The following is a 17,668-nucleotide window of genomic DNA, read 5'->3' as shown; positions in this document are numbered from 1 at the left end:
CATCGTGCGGGACAGCGCGGCCGTGGTCGAGGAGACCCGCACCGGGGGCCTCGGCGTCCGTTGTGAGGGGGTCGTCCACCTCTACAAGACCTTTGGCGGACACGACGTCGTCGCCCTGCGGGGCGTCGACCTCACCATCCGGCCCGGCGAGCGGGTCGCGTTCCTCGGCCCGAGCGGGTCGGGCAAGTCGACCCTCCTCGCGCTCCTCGGCGGCATCCAGAAGCCGAGTGCCGGCAAGATCTACCTCGGCGACGAGGAGGTCTCGCGGATGGGCGAGCGCTACCTCGCCCGGATCCGCTCGCGGCAGGTATCCACGATGCTCCAGGGCGCCACCCGCAACCTGCTGCCCTACGCCACCGCCCGACAGAACATCGCGTTCGCCCGGCTCTCGCTCTCGGGCGGCGACCGCGACCACGCGCTGGCCGACACCGAGCTGCTCGACCGCGTGGGGCTCCTCGACCAGGCAGAGCAGGTGGTCTCCACGATGTCCGGCGGCCAGCGCCAGCGGCTCGCGCTGGCCTGCGCCGTGTCGACGTCGCCGCGCCTGCTCCTCGCCGACGAGCCGACCAGCCAGCTCAGCCACGCCGACCGCGACCACGTGCTCCACCTGATCCACTCGCTCGGCGACGACTTCGGCACCACCATCGTCGTGGTCACCCACCAGCCCGAGGTGGCCGCCACCTTCCCGCGCACGGTGACGATGAAGGGCGGCCGCGTCGGCGCCGAGGGCCACGGCGGCTCGGAGTACGCCGTGGTGGGCGAGGACGGCGTCCTCCACCTCCCCGGCCACATCGCCGCCGAGTGGCCCCCCGGCACGCTCGTCCGCTTCGAGGACGACGAGCAGGGCCGCATCATCGTCACCCGCGCCAGCAGTGAAGGATCCCAGGCATGAGCCAGCCGCGCGAGCTGCGGCTCGACGCCATCACCTACGTCAGCGGGCGCACCCTCCTCGACGACGTGAGCGTCACCTTCCCCGCGGGCAAGGTGACCGCGCTGTCGGGTCCGAGCGGGTCCGGCAAGACCACCCTGCTCTCCATCGCCGGCGGGCTGCTCGAGCCCACCTCGGGCTCCGCCGAGCTCGACGGACGCGAGATGTGGACGGGCAGCGGCGACCCGCTGCCCGAGGTGGCGTTCGTCCTCCAGGTCTACGGCCTGGTGCCGATCCTGTCGGCCCGGGAGAACGTCTCCATCGCCCTGCGCGCACGCGGGGTGGCGCCCGCCGACGCCGACGAGGCGGCCGAGGCCGCGCTCGCGCGGTTCGGGATCGCCGACCTGGGCGAGCGGCAGGTCGAGGAGCTCTCCGGCGGCCAGATGCAGCGCGTCGCCTGCGCCCGCGGCTTCGTGGTCGGCGCCGACGTGCTGCTCGCCGACGAGCCGACGTCCGAGCTCGACGAGGGCAACCGCGGTGTCGTCCTGGCCGAGCTGCGCGAGGAGGCCGCCCGCGGCGCCGTCGTCGTGGTGGCCACCCACGACCCCGCCGTCGTGGAGGCGTGCGACCTGCACATCGCGCTCGACGAGGGCCGGGTCGTTCGGTGACCGCCCGTCCGTCCGCGGCACCGGAGAGGCCGGGTCGTTGAGCCGAGTCCTGCGCGGCGCCTGGAGCCGCCGCGGTGCCCTGACCACGCTGGTGCTGATGTCGCTGGTGGTCGTCGGCGGTGCCGTGACCGTGCTGCAGTTCGCCGAGGCGGCCGGCACCTCGCGCTGGCTGAGCGCCCCGCTGCTCCTGCTCGGGGCGGTCGCGGTGCCGAGCATCGGCGCGGAGCTCGCCGTGGCCCGCCGCGAGGAGGTGGGCCTGGCCCGGCTGCGGGGCGTCCACGGGGTGCGGCTGTGGCGCTTCCTGCTGGTCGAGCCGCTGCTCGCGATCGTGCTCGGCACCCTGCTCGGCCTCGCGGTCGGCGCGGCCGGCACCGTCTGGGCGAGCGCCACCTGGCTCGGCGAGGCCGCCCCGGCGCTCGGGCGTACGGCGCTGCTCGCGGCCGCCGCCATCGCCGGCGTGGGCCTGCTGATCGTCGCGCTGTCCGCGGCCTCGGCCGTGCGCGAGCCGCTCGCCGCCCAGGTCTCGACGCGGCGTCGGCCGCGCCGGGCGACGACGCTGGCGATCTTCCTCAGCGTGCTCGTCCTCGTCGGCGCAGCGGTCGCGGCCTACCGCAGCCGGGAGGGCGACGGCGATCCCGACCTGGTCGTCCTGCTCGGCCCGGCGCTGGTGGGCCTGGCGCTCGGGCAGGTCGCGGTGTGGGTGGTGCGGATCGCGGCCCGAGTGCTGACCCCGGCGACCGAGAGGCGCGGCCTGGGCGCGTTCCTGGCCGCGCGACGGCTCGCGCGCGCCGACGACCTGGTCACCCCCGTCCGGCTGGTCGTGGCCGCCGGCGTCGTCGGGGCCCTGGCGCTGAGCGGCGCGGTGGCGGTCAGCGGCTGGACCGACGAGCAGGCCGCCGTCGAGGTGCCGGGCGAGCGCACGATCGACGCGACCGCGCTCGGCGCGATGGGAGCCGTCGCCCTCACCGAGCAGACCGACCCCGAGGGCGAGCACCTCGTCGCCACCGCGATCGTGCGCAACGAGAACCGGCTGGCCGAGCGCCGCGCCTACGTCGACGCCGCGCGCTGGGAGCGGGTGGTCGGCGACTTCTACGACGACACCCCCGCCCGGGCGGCGTCCGACGCCGTCGGGCGCCTCGCCACCGGCCTCGCCCCGGTGCGCGTCGCCGGCGACCGCCTCACGGTGGCGGTCTCGGGGATCGAGCTGCCGCCCGTGCGCACCCTCCGCGGCCCCGACGGCCAGGAGACCGAGGTCGGCGGCGCGCGCGCCGTGCTGACGCTGTCCTACGTCACCGCGGCCAACAGCTCGGGCGCCGTCACCGTCACCCTCGACGTGCCCACCGACGGCACCCCCGCCCGCCGCGCCGTGCGGGTGGACGAGTGCACCGACGGCTGCGTCGTGACCGGGCTCTCGCTCGACCGAGACAGCCGCGGCCTCATCGACGGCAACGACTTCGTGGTGCTGGTGGAGCAGCTCACCCTCGGTGGCACCGACCTGCTCGCCCAGCCGTGGGTGCCCGACCCGTCGTCGGTGGAGGCAGCTCTCTCCAACCAGTTCTTCCGCAACTACGAGCCCCCGGCGGTGCTCGTGGTCAACCGCCCCGACGGTCTCCAGGTGGCGATGCTGCCGGCCACCGCGCTCGAGCTCGACCTCGACCTGGGCGCTAACGAGGTGCCCGTGCTGGTCGCCGACGAGGCCGCGCCGCAGGCGCTCGACCTCGGCGGCGACGACCGGGTGACCGAGGTGGTCGGCGTCGCCCGGTCGCTGCCGCTGCTCGGCAGCATCGGCACGCTCGCCGACATCCGCACCTCGGCGGTCGGGTCGGGGCCGACCGTCCCCTCGGCCGAGGTGCAGGTGGTGGCCCGCGCGGGCGCCCCCCAGGAGGTCCTCGACCGGGTCGCCGAGGCGACCGGCACCCGCTGGCGCTCCCGGACGGCCGTGCGCGAGTCGCTCGGCGAGCGCTTCGGCGGTGCCCAGTCGGTGGCGTACGCCCTCACCGCCCTGGCCTGCGCGCTGGTCGCGCTGCTCGCGCTGGGCGCGGGCGTGGCGCGCCACCTGCGCGACTACCGCCGCGACGTGGCGTCGCTGCGGGTGCTCGGCATCTCCACCGGCACCGCCCGGCGCGCCGGGCGCACCGAGCTGGCCAGCCTGACCGTGCTCGCGCTGGCCGCGGTGGTCGCGGGCGGCTGGCTGGCGGTGCGGCTGCTGCTCGACGGGCTCCCGCTGCTCGCGGTCCCGGTGGCCGGGCTGCCCCTCGACACCGCGCCCCACGCCTGGCCGCTCGTCGTCCCCGCCCTGATCGCGGCGCTGGCGGTCGTGGTGGTGGGCGGCCGTGCGCGGGCCGTGCGCGCCGCCACGACCCGCCCCAGCCTGCTGCGCGAGGAGGAGGGCCAGTGAACCCACCCCACGACGTCCCTCGCCCCCGCTGCGCTCCTCCGACCGACGCCGAGGGGACCCCGCAATGATCCAGCTGTTCGGTGCGATCGTCCGCGGACTGCGGGCCCGGGCGCTGCTGTCCGCGGGCTCGGTGCTGCTGAGCGCCCTCGCCGTCGGCTCGGCCGTGCTCGGCCCGGTCTTCTCCGAGGCGGTGACCAACTCCTACGTCGTGACCCGCCTGCAGGAGACCCCGGCCGGCCTCACCGGCCTGAGCCGCGTCTTCACCCCCGACCCCGGGACCCCCCTCGGCGAGGCGCGCACCGACGCCGTCAACGCCTCGGAGGAGCTCACGACCGGCCCCTGGCAGGAGCCGGTGCCGATCGTGCAGTCCGAGCGGTTCAGCGCCCTGCGCGGCGTGGTCACCTTCTGGGCGCGCACCGACGCCTGCGAGACGCTCGAGGTCGAGGGACGCTGTCCCCAGGCACGCGGCGAGGTGCTGATGCTGGCCTCCGACCTCGAGAAGACCGGTGCCGAGATCGGCCGGCCGCTGGACCTCGCGATCTTCCAGCCCAACGGCGTGGCGGCCCTCGGGCTGCCGCGTCCCGGCATCGACGAGGTCGTCGTGGTCGGCACCTACCTCACCCCGCGCACGAGCGAGGACTGGCTCATCCCGGGACGGCTCACCAGCACCAACGAGCAGGAGAGCATCCGCGGCGGCTACCAGCCGTTCGCCCCCGCCCCGCTGATCACCACCGACGACACGATCACCGCGGCCGGCTCCTGGACGGTGCGCGTCGACACCCACCTGGCCGTCCCCGCCGACCTCACCCCCGAGCAGCTCGACGAGGCCGCGGCATCCGCCTCGGCCGTGCCCAGCGAGGGTGGCGTGGAGGTCGTCGGCGGCATCCTGCGCTCCGACGACACCAACTCGCTGGCCGACGTCGTCGAGGAGGTCCGCTTCCAGCAGTCGACCGCGCGCAGCTCGATCGCGCCGGCCGTGCTGTCGCTGGTGCTGGTCGCACTGGCGCTGCTGATGCGCCTGCTCAACGCCGCCAGCGAGCTGCGGGTGCCCGAGCTGGCGCTGGCGTCGCTGCGCGGGGTCACGTCCCGCAGGCTGTGGGGCCTCGGGCTCGCCGAGCCGCTCACCCTGCTGCTGGTCGCGACCCCGCTCGGCGTCGCCTTCGGGCTGGGCCTGGCGGTCGTGCTCGTGCGGAGCTGGCTGGTGCCCGGCCTGCCGCTGCCCCTGCCGGCGGCCAGCTGGGTCGCGGCCGCGCTCGTGCTCGCCGCGGCCGTGGCGGTCGCCTGCGTGGCCGTGGGCCTGGTGGTCCGCGAGTCGCTCGCCTCCCAGCTCTCGGGCGTACGCCGCCCGGTGGCGGCGCGCCGCTGGTCGGTGATCGCCCAGCTCACCCTCCTCGCCCTCGCCGTCGCGACGCTGGCGAGCAAGCTGTCGGCCAGCGGCCCCGCCGAGCCCGACGCGACCGACCTCGTCCTGCCGGTGCTGCTCGCCGTCGTGGCCGGGCTCGCGGCGACGCGGCTGACCGCCATGCTCGCGACGTGGTGGACCCACCGTTCGCGCGGGCGCTCGCTCAGCGGCTTCGTGTCCTCGCGCGCGATCTCGCGCCGCCAGGAGGGCACGCTCGTCATCCTGCCGATCACCGCCGCCATCGCGGTCGCCGTCTTCGGCGCGGGCGTCTACGACTCCGCCGCGACCTGGCGCACCAGCGTCGCCGCCACCGCCTCGCCGGCCGCCACGACGTGGTCGACCAACCTCACCATCTCCGAGGCCGTCGACCTGACCCGCCGGGTCGACCCCGACGGGGAGTGGATCATGGCCGCGGCCAGCGTCTCCAACCCCGGGGCCAACTTCTCGGTCGTCGACAGCAGCCGGCTGGCGCGCGTGGCGACCTGGCCGCCCACGTGGAGCCCGGGCCGCGACGTCGAGCAGGTCGCCGACACCATCGCGCCCGGTGGCCGGGTGCCGACGCTCGAGGGCCGGCGGATCACGCTCACCGTCGACAACCGGGCCGACCTCGACGACGGCCTGTCCGTCGAGCTCCGCTTCGGCAGCCGCGGAGGGGTGCCGCTCAAGGCCTACCTCGGGCCGTTCCCGCCGGGCGAGAGCAGCCGCTCGGCCCGGGTGTCGTTCTGCCGGGAGGGCTGCACGCTCGAGGGGATGACCCTCGGCGGGGGCGCCGGCACCAACGCCCGCATGTCGGGGACGATCCGTCTGGAGGAGGTCGCGGTCGACGGCACGCCCGTGCCCGACGCCATCGCCGGCGCGGGCTGGACGCCGACCCCCGACCCCGCCGTGCGCACCTCGATCACCGGCATGCGGGAGGTCGACGGCACCCTCGACCTCGACGTCGACACCGGCGACTCCGTCGGCATGGCGCGGCTCACCGCCGGCGGCATCACCCGCGACCGGCCGGCGCTGGCCGGGCCGGGCGTCCAGGCGCGGGCCATCGCCAAGCTCGACGAGGGCTTCGGACTGATCCCCGTCGACCCGATCGGCGGCATCGGCGCCATCGAGGGGATGCCCTTCACCGGCCCGTCGGGGCTGCTGGTCGACTACAGCTCGTTCGTCACCGACCGCCCCGTCTACGACAACCTGGTCACCACCCACGTGCTGGCGCGTGAGGGCACGCCGTCCTCGATCACCGAGGCGCTCTCGAGCGCCGGGCTGACCGTCGGCACCACCCTCCAGCAGGAGCGCGAGGTGCTCGACCAGAGCGCCTACGCCCTCGCGCTGCGCCTCTATGGCGTGGTCGCGGCGCTGGTGCTGCTGATGGCGCTCGCCGGCCTGTTCGTCAGCGCGGCGGTCCAGCTGCCGGCCCGCCGCCGCGACGCCGCGGCGCTGCGCGTGGTCGGCGTACCCCGCTCCGCGGTGATGGTGGCCGTGGTGCGCGAGCTCGCCGTCGTGCTCGGCAGCGCCGCGCTGGCGGGCATCCTGGCCGGCTCCCTGGCGCAGTGGGTGGTGCTGCGCACGATCACGCTCGGCTACGCCGACGATCCGGCGACGCCCGCGCTGGTGGCCGCCATCTCGCCGCTGCGCCTGGCCGTGCTGGCACTGCTCGCCGCGGCCGTCCTCGGCGCCGTCGCCCTGGCCAGCGCGTCGATGACCGTGCGCGGCGCCCGCGGCGCGACCCTGCGCGAGTCGGCCCGCTGAGGCGTCCGACGCCCGGGGGTCAGTCGCAGCAGGGGTCGAAGCGGAACCCGACCCCGCGGATGGTGCGGATCCACTGGTTGCCGGTGGCGGCGGCGCGGAGCTTGCGGCGCAGGTTGGCCAGGTGGACGTCGACCACGTGGGTGCTGTCGGGGACGAAGTCGCTGTCCCAGACCGCGCGCATCAGCTCCTCGCGGGGCACGACCACGCCCGGGTTGGCCACGAGGTGGGCGAGCAGGTCGAACTCGGTGCGGGTGAGGCCGACCTCGCGGCCCTCCACGAGGACCTCGCGGGCGTCGCGGTTGATGCTGAGGTCGCGGCACCCCTCCTGCCGCGTCGCCGGCGGGTCGGGCACCGCGACCAGGGTGGGCGCGGGCTCCGGTCCGGCCTCCGTGGTGCGCGGGCGCCGGAAGAGCGCCGCGACGCGAGCCTGGAGCTCGCGCATCGAGAACGGCTTGACGACGTAGTCGTCGGCGCCCACCTCGAGACCGATGAGCCGGTCGAGCTCGGCGGTGCGGCCGCTGATCACGATCACGTAGCAGTCGCTGACCGCGCGGATCCGGCGGCAGACCTCGACCCCGTCGATGTCGGGGAGCGTGAGGTCGAGGGTGACGAGATCGGGGCGCCGCTCGGCGATGTGCGCGAGGGCGTCGGCGCCGGTGGTCGCGACGGTGACGTCGAAGCCGGCCTGGTCGAGCAGCTGGCTGATGGCGTCGCCGACGTCGCGGTCGTCCTCGACCACGACGGCCGTGCGTGCATCCATGATCAGTCCACTCCCCTGGTTGACCGTTCACCTACCCCGCGCGCGGACGGCTCAAACCGGTCGGCGTGCGAGACCCCCTGCACCGATGCTAGGCGGCGACCGGTGGGTCATGTGGTGAATCGGCCCCACGCGCACCCGCCGGACGGCACCGGCGGGTGGGGGAGCGGACGGCTCAGAAGTCCAGGCCTCGGGCCCGGTCGTCGGAGTCGATGCGTGCCACGAGGAAGGGTCCTCCCCCGGAGCGCCGCTCCTGGTCGTCGTCCTCCTCGCGGTCCATCCGGTAGCCGATGCCACGGATCGTGTGGATCCAGGTGGCGTCGGAGTGCCGGCGCAGCTTGCCGCGCAGGTTGGCCACGTGCACGTCCACGAGGTGGTGGTCGTGGGTCAGGGCGCTGCTCCAGATCGCCAGCACCATCTCCTCGCGGGTGCAGACCCGGGACAGGTGGACGGCGAGGTACTCCAGGACGTCGTACTCGATGCGGGTCAGATCGACGATCGCGCCGTTGACCTGCACCTCGCGGCGGGCCGAGTTGATGACGAGCCCCGCCCCGGCGGAGATCGTGGTCGGCTCCTCGACCGGCTGCGCGGGGCTCGGCACCTGCGGACCGCGACCGGACGCCGACTCGTCGGCCCCCGCCGCAGTCCGGGGCCGGCGGAACAGCGCAGCCACCCGGGCGCGCAGCTCGCGCGGCGAGAACGGCTTGAGCACGAAGTCGTCGGCCCCGACCTCGAGGCCGATCAGCTTGTCGACCTCGTCGGAGCGCGCGGACACGATCACGATGTAGCAGTCGCTGGTCTCGCGGATGCGACGGCACACCTCGATGCCGTCCATGTGCGGGAGCGTCAGGTCGAGGGTGACCAGGTCGGGCGGGTCGCTGGCCGCCACGCTCACCGCTTGTCGTCCGTCCGGCGCCGAGGTCACCCGGAAACCGGCCCCCTCGAGGGTCTCCACCAGCGCTGACGAGATGTCAGGATCGTCCTCGACCACCAAAGCATGAAGTTCTTGCACGTCAAACCCCCACAGATGCGAAGACAAGGGCCCCACGCCCTCGCCGTGCGCCGCCCGAGCGGCGTCGCTCGATGCTAATGCCATCCCCGGGCCAGACATAGGGACGGTCTGACGGGGCGACGGCCTGTCTAGACCGGGGATGGACGCGGCCGCGCCGGGCGTCCCCTGTCGCCCTGTCACCCGTCACCGTCGGCTCAGCGCAGGTCGATCGCCCGGTTGACCCAGACCTGCTCCACCGCCATCCCGACCCGCTCGTACATCGGCAGCGCGCCGGTCCGCGAGTCGGTGCCCAGCTCGAAGGTGCGCGTGCCGTGCTCGCGACCGCGGGCGAAGGAGTCGACGAGGAGCGCCTGCGCGATCCCCCGGCGGCGCTGGTCGCGCCGCACCGCGAGCCGGTCGACGTACGCCGTGGTGCCCTCGTCGGAGACGAGCACGAGCGAGACCCCCACGACCGTGCCGTCCGGGTCGAGCGCCACGCGCAGGTTCCACGGCTCGAAGCCGGGGCGGCCGGTCGTGGCCGCCTCGAAGTCCTCGAACGGCTCGCGCTCGCGTACCGACCACTCGAGGAACGCGTCCTCCAGCACGTCGTGGGCGGCGCGGACCTCGCCGGCGGCGGCCGTGCGCACGACGTAGCCCTCGGGCAGCGGTCGCGCGGGCACGGTGGCGCCCTCGGGCAGCCGGAGCACCCAGCTCGTCCACCGCACGCGGAAGCCGAGCGACTCCAGCAGGCGGTCGCCGGGCGAGCCCTGAGGGACTGGCATCCCGACGGCCGGCGAGCCCAGGTCGCGGCCGAGGTCGACGAGCCACCGGGCCAGCCAGGTGCCGATGCCGCGGCCGCGGTGGGAGGGGAGCACCGCGGTGTCGGCGCGGTCGGCGCCCGTCAGCTCGGCGTACGCGACGAGGGTGTCGCCGTCGAGGACGCCCACCGAGCGTGCGGCGAGGTCGTGGCTGGGCCGCGCCCAGTCGCTGACGATGTCGGCCTCCTCGATCGCGACCTGCCCGATGTCCTCGAGCTCCTGGGCGACCATCAGCCGGTGGACGGCGCCCGCGTCGGACCTCCGGAGCGGACGGGTGGTGAGGCCCTCGGGGAGGGTGGCGGCGCGAGTCGACATGCAGGGGAGTGTGCTGCCTCACGTTGCCTGCTGTCGCGCGCTTATCGCCGTCCACGGGGGCGGGCGCGAAATCCCACTTTGCCGCCTGAGGCCCTACCGTGGTGAGCGTGAACGACGAGCAGCCCGCAGCGCCCGAGCAGACCTTCTCCGACCTCGGCCTCTCCGCCGAGGTGCTCAAGGCCCTCGCGGACGTGGGCTACGAGTCCCCCTCGCCGATCCAGGCGCGCACGATCCCGCAGCTGCTCGAGGGCCGCGACGTCGTCGGGCTCGCCCAGACCGGCACCGGCAAGACCGCCGCGTTCGCGCTGCCGATCCTCTCTCGCCTCGACCGCTCGCAGAAGACCCCGCAGGCCCTCGTGCTGGCACCCACCCGCGAGCTCGCGCTGCAGGTCTCGGAGGCGTTCGAGCGCTACGCCGCCCATATCAAGGGCGTCAGCGTGCTGCCGATCTACGGCGGCCAGGGCTACGGCGTGCAGCTCTCGGCGCTGCGTCGCGGCGTCCACGTCGTCGTCGGCACCCCGGGCCGGGTCATGGACCACCTCGAGAAGGGCACGCTCGACCTCAGCGAGCTGCGGTTCCTGGTCCTCGACGAGGCCGACGAGATGCTCAACATGGGCTTCGCGGAGGACGTCGAGACGATCCTGGCCGACACCCCGGCCGACAAGGACGTCGCGCTCTTCTCCGCCACGATGCCCAAGGCGATCCGCCGCATCGCGGAGAAGTACCTCAACGACCCCGTCGAGATCTCGGTCAAGGGCAAGACGTCGACGGCCTCCAACATCACCCAGCGCTACCTCATCGTCTCCTACCCCCAGAAGGTCGACGCGCTCACGCGCATCCTCGAGGTGGAGAACTTCGAGGCGATGATCGTCTTCGTCCGCACCAAGAACGAGACCGAGACGCTCGCCGAGAAGCTGCGCGCCCGCGGCTACTCCGCGATGGCGATCAACGGCGACGTCGCGCAGGTGCAGCGCGAGCGCACCGTCAACCAGCTCAAGGCCGGCAAGCTCGACATCCTCGTCGCCACCGACGTCGCGGCCCGCGGCCTCGACGTCGAGCGGATCAGCCACGTCGTCAACTACGACATCCCGACCGACACCGAGTCCTACGTCCACCGCATCGGTCGCACCGGCCGCGCCGGTCGCAGCGGCGACTCGATCGCGTTCGTCACCCCGCGCGAGCGGCACCTGCTCCGCGCGATCGAGAAGGCCACCAAGCAGCCGCTGACGCAGATGCAGCTGCCGAGCGTCGACGACGTCAACGCCACGCGGCTCTCGCGGTTCGACGACCAGATCACCGAGGCGCTGACCCAGCCGGAGCGGATCGACTTCTTCCGCGACGTGGTCTCGCACTACGTCAGCGAGTACGGCGTCGCCGAGGTCGACGTGGCCGCCGCCCTCGCCGCGGTGATGCACGGCGAGCAGCCGCTGCTCCTCGACCCCGAGCCCGAGCCGCGCACCCGCTCGTTCGAGGAGCGCTCGAGCCACGGCGGCAAGGCCGACCGCAGCCCGCGCGAGTCGCGCAGCGGCCAGCCGATGGCGGCCTACCGCATCGAGGTCGGCAAGCGGCACAAGGTCGAGCCGCGCCAGATCGTCGGCGCCCTGGCCAACGAGGGCGGCCTGTCGCGCGGCGACTTCGGCTACATCTCGATCAAGCCCGAGTTCTCCGTCGTCGAGCTCCCCGCCGACCTCCCGCCCGGCACCCTCGAGCGCCTCGCCGGCACCCGGATCTCCGGCAAGCTGATCGAGATCAAGCCCGACAACGGCCCCTTCCGCGGCCGCTCGGGCGGTGGCCACCGCAAGGGCGGCGGCTACCAGGGCAAGAACCCCCGCTGACGGCATAGGTGTCGAGTGGGCGCGTCCTGACCGAGTAGGCCCGTCGAGTCGGCGCGTCCTGACCGCGTAGGCACGTCGAGTGGGCGCGTCCTGACCGCGTAGGCACGTCGAGTGGGCGCGTCCTGACCGAGTAGGCCCGTCGAGTCGGCGCGTTCGAGCTGCCTCGAAATGCGTCGAGTCGGCGCCTCCGCACCATGAACTGGTGAGGAAGCGCCGACTCGATGCCATTTCGTGCGTCAGGACGCGCCGACTCGAGGGGTTCAGCGCGTCAGGACGCGCCCACTCGACCGGATGGGGGCGTCAGGACGCGCCCACTCGACAACTCAGGCGTTGCGGATCGCGGAGACGTCGAACTCGAGCTTGATCTTGTCGGAGACGAGGACGCCGCCGGTCTCGAGGCCGGCGTTCCAGGTGAGGCCCCACTCCTTGCGGTTGACGGTGGTCTCGCCCTCGAAGCCGACGCGCACGTTGCCGAAGGGGTCGCGGGCCGAACCGGTCTGCTCGAAGGCGATCGTGACCGGCTTGGTGACGTCCTTGATCGTCAGGTCGCCGGTGATGGTCCACGTGGTGCGGTCGCGCGTGACGTCGGTGGAGGAGAAGGTGAGCTTGGGGTAGGTCTCGACGTCGAAGAAGTCCCCGGAGCGGAGGTGGCCGTCGCGGTCCGCGGTGCCGCTGTCGATGGAGGCGACGTCGATGGAGATGTCGACCTTGGACGCGGACGGGTCGGCCTCGTCGATGTGGGCGGTGCCGTCGAACGAGCCGAACTGGCCGCGAACCTTGGTCACCATGGCGTGACGGGCCACGAAGCCGAGGCGGCTGTGGGTCACGTCGATCGTGTAGTCGCCCGAGATGTCGTCGATGGCGGTGGTGGAGGCGTCGAATCCGGTGCTCATGAGGGCTCCCTCGTCAGGTAGTTGGTAGAACTTTCAACCATCCTAACGACCCATGCCTTGGGTTCATTCCCGAACAGCCAGAGATTCCTCCCCGGACGTGATCGGCGTCCGGACATGACACGAGCCACGCCCCCGCGTGGGGACGTGGCTCGGATGCGGACCGCGTCAGGCGACCTGGGCGGAGAACACCGAGGAGGTCGACCAGCGCGCCTCCATGCGGGTGCGACCCGACGCGTCGGTCACCGGGGTCCATGTGCAGACCGGGCGGTCGGTCATCGTCTGCGTGCTCATCGGACACCTCTCGTTCACCTGCTGTTCACCCAACCTAGCAGGTCTCCACCCGAGGGGACTCCGAACGACCTGACGCGCATCCGCGCCCCACCCGAGCGGCCAGAAGCATGCGTGGGCCGGGCTCATGCTCCACCGAGGCGACAGGCCGACACGAACCGCCGGGGGGATCCCGCGCCAACAGACGACTTTCTGCCCGATTTCGGGCAGGAACTGGTCGCGCGACCGATCTCGCAGGCATGATCGCCCGGTGCCGGACCCCGACCTCGTCGCCCACGTCGTCGCCACCACGCCCCTGACGCCGGGCGAGGCGGCGCGGGTGATCGACGACGTGATCGCCTTCCACGCCCAGCCGGTGGAGGCCTACGTCAGGGCGCGCCACGCGCACCTCAAGACCTACGGCGCCAAGAACCACGAGATCTTCGCGCGCATCGCCGAGGAGCTCACCCATCGCGTCGTCGCTGCTCCGGAGCTCACCGAGCGCCAGCTGCGGCGCATCATCTACGGATAGGACCCCGTCCCCATGTGTGGAATCGTCGGTTACATCGGCCGCCAGGAGGCCGCCCCGATCGTCCTGGAGGGGCTCACCCGCCTCGAGCACCGCGGGTACGACTCCGCCGGGGTCGCGGTGCTCGGCCCCCGGGGCGTCCGGGTGGCCAAGGGGGCCGGGCGGGTGCGCGACCTCGGCGACGCGCTGCCGAAGCGCTTCGCCGGCACCACCGGCATCGGCCACACCCGGTGGGCGACCCACGGCCCCGCGACCGACGCCAACGCCCACCCGCACACCGACGAGGCCGGCCGCGTCGCGGTCGTGCACAACGGCATTCTCGACAACTCCGCCGCGCTGCGCGCCGAGCTGACCGACGCCGGCGTCACGCTCGCCAGCGACACCGACACCGAGGTGCTCGCCCACCTCGTCGCACGCAGCGACGCCGACACGCTCGAGGGCAAGGTCCGCGACGCCCTCGGCGCGGTCGTCGGGACGTACGGGCTCGCGGTGCTGCACGCCGACTTCCCCGACCGCATCGTCGTGGCGCGCAACGGCAGCCCGCTCGTGGTCGGTGTCGGCGACAAGGAGATGTACGTCGCCTCCGACCTCGCCGCGATCGTGCGCCACACCACCACCGTGGCCGTGCTCGACGACGGCGAGATGGCGACCGTCACGGCTGCCGGGTTCAGCACGATGCGCCACCGCGACCTCGTCGCCACCGGCAAGACCGCGGCGGTGCTCGACGTCGACGCGGCGTCGTACGACGCGGGCGAGCACGAGTCCTACATGCGCAAGGAGATCCTCGAGCAGCCCACCACCGCCCAGGCCGTGCTGCGGGGCCGGCTCGACGAGCGCTTCGGCACCGCCCACCTCGGCGGGCTCGACATGGACGCCCGCGAGCTGCGGGCGGTGCGCCGGGTGAAGATCCTCGGGTGCGGCTCGGCCTACTACGTCGGCCAGATGGGCGCGGCGCTGATCGAGGAGCTGGCCAGGATCCCGGCCGACGCCGAGGCGGCCAGCGAGTTCCGCTACCGCGACCCGGTGATCGAGCCCGACACCCTCTACGTCGCGGTCAGCCAGTCGGGCGAGACGATCGACACCCTGCTGGCGGTGCAGGAGGTGCGCCGCAAGGGCGGGCGCTGCGTCGGGCTGGTCAACGTCGTCGGATCGGCGATCGCGCGTGAGTGCGACGGCGGGATCTACCTGCACGCCGGTCCGGAGGTGGCCGTCGCCAGCACCAAGGCGCTGACCAACATGTTCCTGGGCTTCGCGCTGCTCGCCCTCCAGCTCGGCCGCGTGAGGGACCTCTCCATCGCCGACGGCAAGCGCCTGGTCGCGGGGCTCGAGCGGCTGCCCGGGCAGATCGAGGAGATCCTCGCCGGCGAGGCCGACCTGGTCGAGGTCGCCCACGACCTCGCCGAGGCGCGCAGCCTGTTCTTCATCGGCCGGGTGCGCGGCTTCCCGGTGGCCCGCGAGGGGGCCCAGAAGTTCAAGGAGATCAGCTATCGCCACGCCGAGGCCTACCAGACCTCCGAGCTCAAGCATGGCCCGTTGGCCCTGATCGACCCCGAGGTGCCGACCGTCGCGCTCGTGCCCCATGACGAGCTCACCGAGCGCAACGTCGGCGCGCTGCACGAGATCGAGGCGCGCAAGGGGGCCCTGGTCGTCATCACGCACGAGGACGTCGACCTCGGGGAGGTCGGCGCGCGCCGGATCGTGGTACCCCGCAACGAGCCCGAGCTCGACCCGATCCTGCTGACGATCCCGCTGCAGCTGCTCGCCTACCACGCCGCGCGGCACCTCGGACACGACATCGACAAGCCGCGCAACCTGGCCAAGTCGGTCACCGTCGAGTGACCCGGGAGCCCGCAACCCGGGCCTGAGATGGACTGGCCGCCCCTTGCCGCATGGGGTCGGCAAGGGGCGCGCCGTGGAGAACCTTCCCACCCGCTCCACGTCCTGTCCGAGGTTCCCCCGAAGTGGCCCGCGGATTTTGCTGTCGCGAAGATCACGCCCCGGATCAGGGCCGCGAACGCCCCGTCGAGACCCCCCTCGAGACCGGGCGCGACGAGGCGGAGACCAGCTGCAGCGCCCGACGGGCCAGCGGCTCGGCCGCTGCCCGGTCCTCGGCGACGAGGCCGACGCGGGTACGCCGCCCGAGCAGGTCGTCGACGTCGTGCGCGCCCTCGTGGGTGATCGCGAAGACCAGCTCGGCGAGGGTCACGTGGACGTCGTCGGACACCGGCGCGAGCAGCTCGTCGTCGGCCAGGCCGGTCACCTCGCGGGCGACGGCGAGCACGAGCTCGGCGTCGGTGCCGAAGCGTCGGACGAGCCGGGCGGGCGCCGTCGTCCGACGCAGGTCGTCGGGGGCGGCGGCGCCGAGCAGGGGGAGCGACGCCGTGCGGCACGAGCCGGCCTCGAGCCGACCGGCGGCGACGAGCGTGTCGAGGGTGTCCTGCGCCATCCGCCGGTAGGTGGTGAGCTTGCCGCCCACGACCGTCGTCACGCCGGTGGGCGCGGTGAGGATGGCGTGGCGGCGCGACAGGTCGGCCGTGGCATCGGTGCCGGCGACCTCGAGCAACGGTCGAAGGCCGGCGAAGGTGCCCACGACGTCGGCCCGCGTCGGCGGGACGGTGAAGGTGGGCGCCACCAACGCCAGCAGGAAGTCGATCTCGCCCTCGCTCGGCACGGGCACGTCGGGCACCGGCCCGGGCGCGGGCTCGTCGGTGAGGCCGACGTAGATCGTGCCGTCCGGCTGCGGGAGCACCATCGCGAAGCGCGCGCTCGTGCCGGGGATCGGCACCATCACCGCCACCCGGGTGCGGGGCAGCGCCGACCCGCGCAGGACGAGGTGGGTGCCCCGGCTCGGGCGCAGCCGCACCCGCTCGTCGAGGTCGCCGGCCCAGACGCCCGTGGCGTTGACGACGGCGCGCGCGCGGACGTCGTACGTCGTGCCGGTCAGCTCGTCGCGCAGCGTCACGGCGGTGCCGGTCGCGGACGTGACGCGAGCCCGGGTGCGCACGTGGGCGCCGTACGACGCCGCCGTGCGCGCGACGGTGACCACCAGCCGCGCGTCGTCCTCGAGCTGGCCGTCCCAGGCGAGCAGGCCGCCGCGGAGGCCCTCGCGACGCAGCGTGGGCGCGAGGGCGAGGGCCTCGGTCGCATTGAGCCGGCGCGGCCGGGGGAGGGTGCGGGTGGTGGTGCCGGCGGAGCGCCGGAGCGCGTCGCCGGCCCGCAGGCCCGCCCACGTGAGGGCTGCTCGGCGGCGCGGCATCGCGTCGTCGAGCGGGGTCAGCATCGGCAGCGCCCGGACGAGGTGGGGAGCCGTGCGGTGCATCAGGATCCCGCGCTCGACGGCGCTCTCCCGCGCGATGGCGAGCTGGCCCTGGGCGAGGTAGCGCAGCCCGCCGTGGACCAGCTTGGACGACCACCGCGACGTCCCGAACGCGACGTCGTGGGCGTCGACGGCGAGCACCGACAGCCCTCGGGTGACGGCGTCGAGGGCGACGCCCGCACCGGTGATGCCCAGCCCGACGACGACGACGTCGACCTCCGCGGGGATGGCGTCGAGGCCGGGGACGATCCGGCGGGCCGGGGACATCACGGCTCCAGCGCGCGGGTGACGGCGCGGACGTACTCCGCGTCGAGGTCGGCCAGCGAGACGCGGTCGTCGGTCATGGTGAGGGCGGAGAAGACGAACCCGTGCGCGCCCAGCGTCAGCGCCCGTGCCATCGGCACGGCGTCGCCCTGACGGATCGCGCCGGAGGCCTGGCCGCTCTCGATCTCGGCGGCGAGGATCTCCACCAGCGCCTCCTGCGAGCGGCCGCGGCGGTGGAGGAGGTAGGGCAGCATCAGGTCGGGGTCGAGCTCGACGATCCTGACGAAGAGCCCGTTGTCGCGCAGCGCCCGCACGGTGGCGAGCGCCGCCTCGGCGATCCCGGCGGGGGTCGTGGTGTCGGCGGCCGCGCGGCCGATGGCGGCGGCGATGCCGACCCACTCGCGGGTCATCAGGTCGCCGAGCAGCGCGCCCATGTCGGGCCAGGCGCGGTAGATGGTCATGCGGGAGACGTCCGCGCGCCGGGCGACCTCGGTGAGCGTCGTACGCCGCCAGCCCAGGTCGAGGATGCACTCTCGGGCCACGTCGAGGTAGCCGTCGAGGCGCGGGTCCGCGGTGTGACGAAGTGACGACATCTGTCACACTG

The 17,668-nt window shown here is 73.9% G+C and carries 14 protein-coding genes; 7 read left to right on the top strand and 7 right to left on the bottom strand.

Going from position 1 to position 17,668, the window contains the following annotated elements; all coding sequences use genetic code 11:
* Positions 1-4: 4 nt before the first annotated feature.
* From JX575_RS18875 to JX575_RS18860, 4 genes are all read left to right on the top strand, one after another.
* Entirely contained in the window at positions 5-892 is an 888-nt protein-coding gene (locus JX575_RS18875; RefSeq protein ID WP_241005258.1) for an ABC transporter ATP-binding protein, read from the top strand.
* On the top strand, positions 889-1,536 hold the full coding sequence (locus tag JX575_RS18870) for an ABC transporter ATP-binding protein (RefSeq protein WP_186339573.1): 648 nt from the start codon (positions 889-891) through the stop codon (positions 1,534-1,536). The genes JX575_RS18875 and JX575_RS18870 overlap by 4 nt, the downstream gene beginning before the upstream one ends.
* Before the next feature lie 37 nt (positions 1,537-1,573).
* The gene (locus tag JX575_RS18865; protein WP_186339572.1) at positions 1,574-3,934 is read left to right on the top strand and encodes a hypothetical protein; all 2,361 of its coding nucleotides are present in this window, start codon (positions 1,574-1,576) and stop codon (positions 3,932-3,934) included.
* A 64-nt stretch (positions 3,935-3,998) separates the two neighbouring features.
* On the top strand, positions 3,999-7,079 hold the full coding sequence (locus JX575_RS18860; protein WP_186339571.1) for an FtsX-like permease family protein: 3,081 nt from the start codon (positions 3,999-4,001) through the stop codon (positions 7,077-7,079).
* A gap of 19 nt (positions 7,080-7,098) precedes the next feature.
* On the opposite strand, the gene JX575_RS18855 is transcribed toward JX575_RS18860, so the two are convergent.
* From JX575_RS18855 to JX575_RS18845, 3 genes are all read right to left on the bottom strand, one after another.
* Positions 7,099-7,839, bottom strand: coding sequence for a response regulator transcription factor (locus tag JX575_RS18855; protein WP_186339570.1), 741 nt, complete (start codon positions 7,837-7,839; stop codon positions 7,099-7,101).
* Positions 7,840-8,011: 172 nt separating this feature from the next.
* Complete coding sequence (locus JX575_RS18850; RefSeq protein ID WP_186340347.1) at positions 8,012-8,932, bottom strand: response regulator transcription factor; 921 nt, start codon at positions 8,930-8,932, stop codon at positions 8,012-8,014.
* A 110-nt stretch (positions 8,933-9,042) separates the two neighbouring features.
* Positions 9,043-9,960 (bottom strand): GNAT family N-acetyltransferase, encoded by a 918-nt coding sequence (locus tag JX575_RS18845; RefSeq protein WP_186339569.1) that lies wholly within the window; start codon positions 9,958-9,960, stop codon positions 9,043-9,045.
* A 107-nt stretch (positions 9,961-10,067) separates the two neighbouring features.
* Here JX575_RS18845 and JX575_RS18840 point away from each other — a divergent pair, with 107 nt between their 5' ends.
* Positions 10,068-11,795, top strand: a complete 1,728-nt coding sequence (locus JX575_RS18840) for a DEAD/DEAH box helicase (RefSeq protein WP_241005257.1) — start codon at positions 10,068-10,070, stop codon at positions 11,793-11,795.
* 323 nt (positions 11,796-12,118) lie between these two features.
* Here the strand turns inward: JX575_RS18840 and JX575_RS18835 are convergent, their stop codons facing one another.
* On the bottom strand, positions 12,119-12,688 hold the full coding sequence (locus JX575_RS18835) for a YceI family protein (protein WP_186339567.1): 570 nt from the start codon (positions 12,686-12,688) through the stop codon (positions 12,119-12,121).
* Positions 12,689-12,853: 165 nt separating this feature from the next.
* Positions 12,854-12,979, bottom strand: coding sequence for a hypothetical protein (locus JX575_RS19870; RefSeq protein WP_260988503.1), 126 nt, complete (start codon positions 12,977-12,979; stop codon positions 12,854-12,856).
* 247 nt (positions 12,980-13,226) lie between these two features.
* Here JX575_RS19870 and JX575_RS18830 point away from each other — a divergent pair, with 247 nt between their 5' ends.
* Positions 13,227-13,487, top strand: coding sequence for a hypothetical protein (locus JX575_RS18830; protein ID WP_186339566.1), 261 nt, complete (start codon positions 13,227-13,229; stop codon positions 13,485-13,487).
* Between the two features lie 12 nt (positions 13,488-13,499).
* Entirely contained in the window at positions 13,500-15,323 is a 1,824-nt protein-coding gene (gene glmS, locus JX575_RS18825; protein ID WP_186339565.1) for a glutamine--fructose-6-phosphate transaminase (isomerizing), read from the top strand.
* Between the two features lie 163 nt (positions 15,324-15,486).
* On the opposite strand, the gene JX575_RS18820 is transcribed toward glmS, so the two are convergent.
* Positions 15,487-17,067 (bottom strand): glycerol-3-phosphate dehydrogenase/oxidase, encoded by a 1,581-nt coding sequence (locus tag JX575_RS18820; protein WP_186339564.1) that lies wholly within the window; start codon positions 17,065-17,067, stop codon positions 15,487-15,489.
* Entirely contained in the window at positions 17,067-17,657 is a 591-nt protein-coding gene (locus tag JX575_RS18815; RefSeq protein WP_186339563.1) for a TetR/AcrR family transcriptional regulator, read from the bottom strand. The genes JX575_RS18820 and JX575_RS18815 overlap by 1 nt, the downstream gene beginning before the upstream one ends.
* Positions 17,658-17,668: the final 11 nt, after the last annotated feature.

Origin of the sequence: Nocardioides sp. zg-1228 (assembly GCF_017086465.1) — a bacterium.
Lineage (GTDB): Bacteria > Actinomycetota > Actinomycetes > Propionibacteriales > Nocardioidaceae > Nocardioides.
Note: the sequence above shows the minus strand (reverse complement) of the source record. Positions and strands in the feature narration are given on the sequence as shown.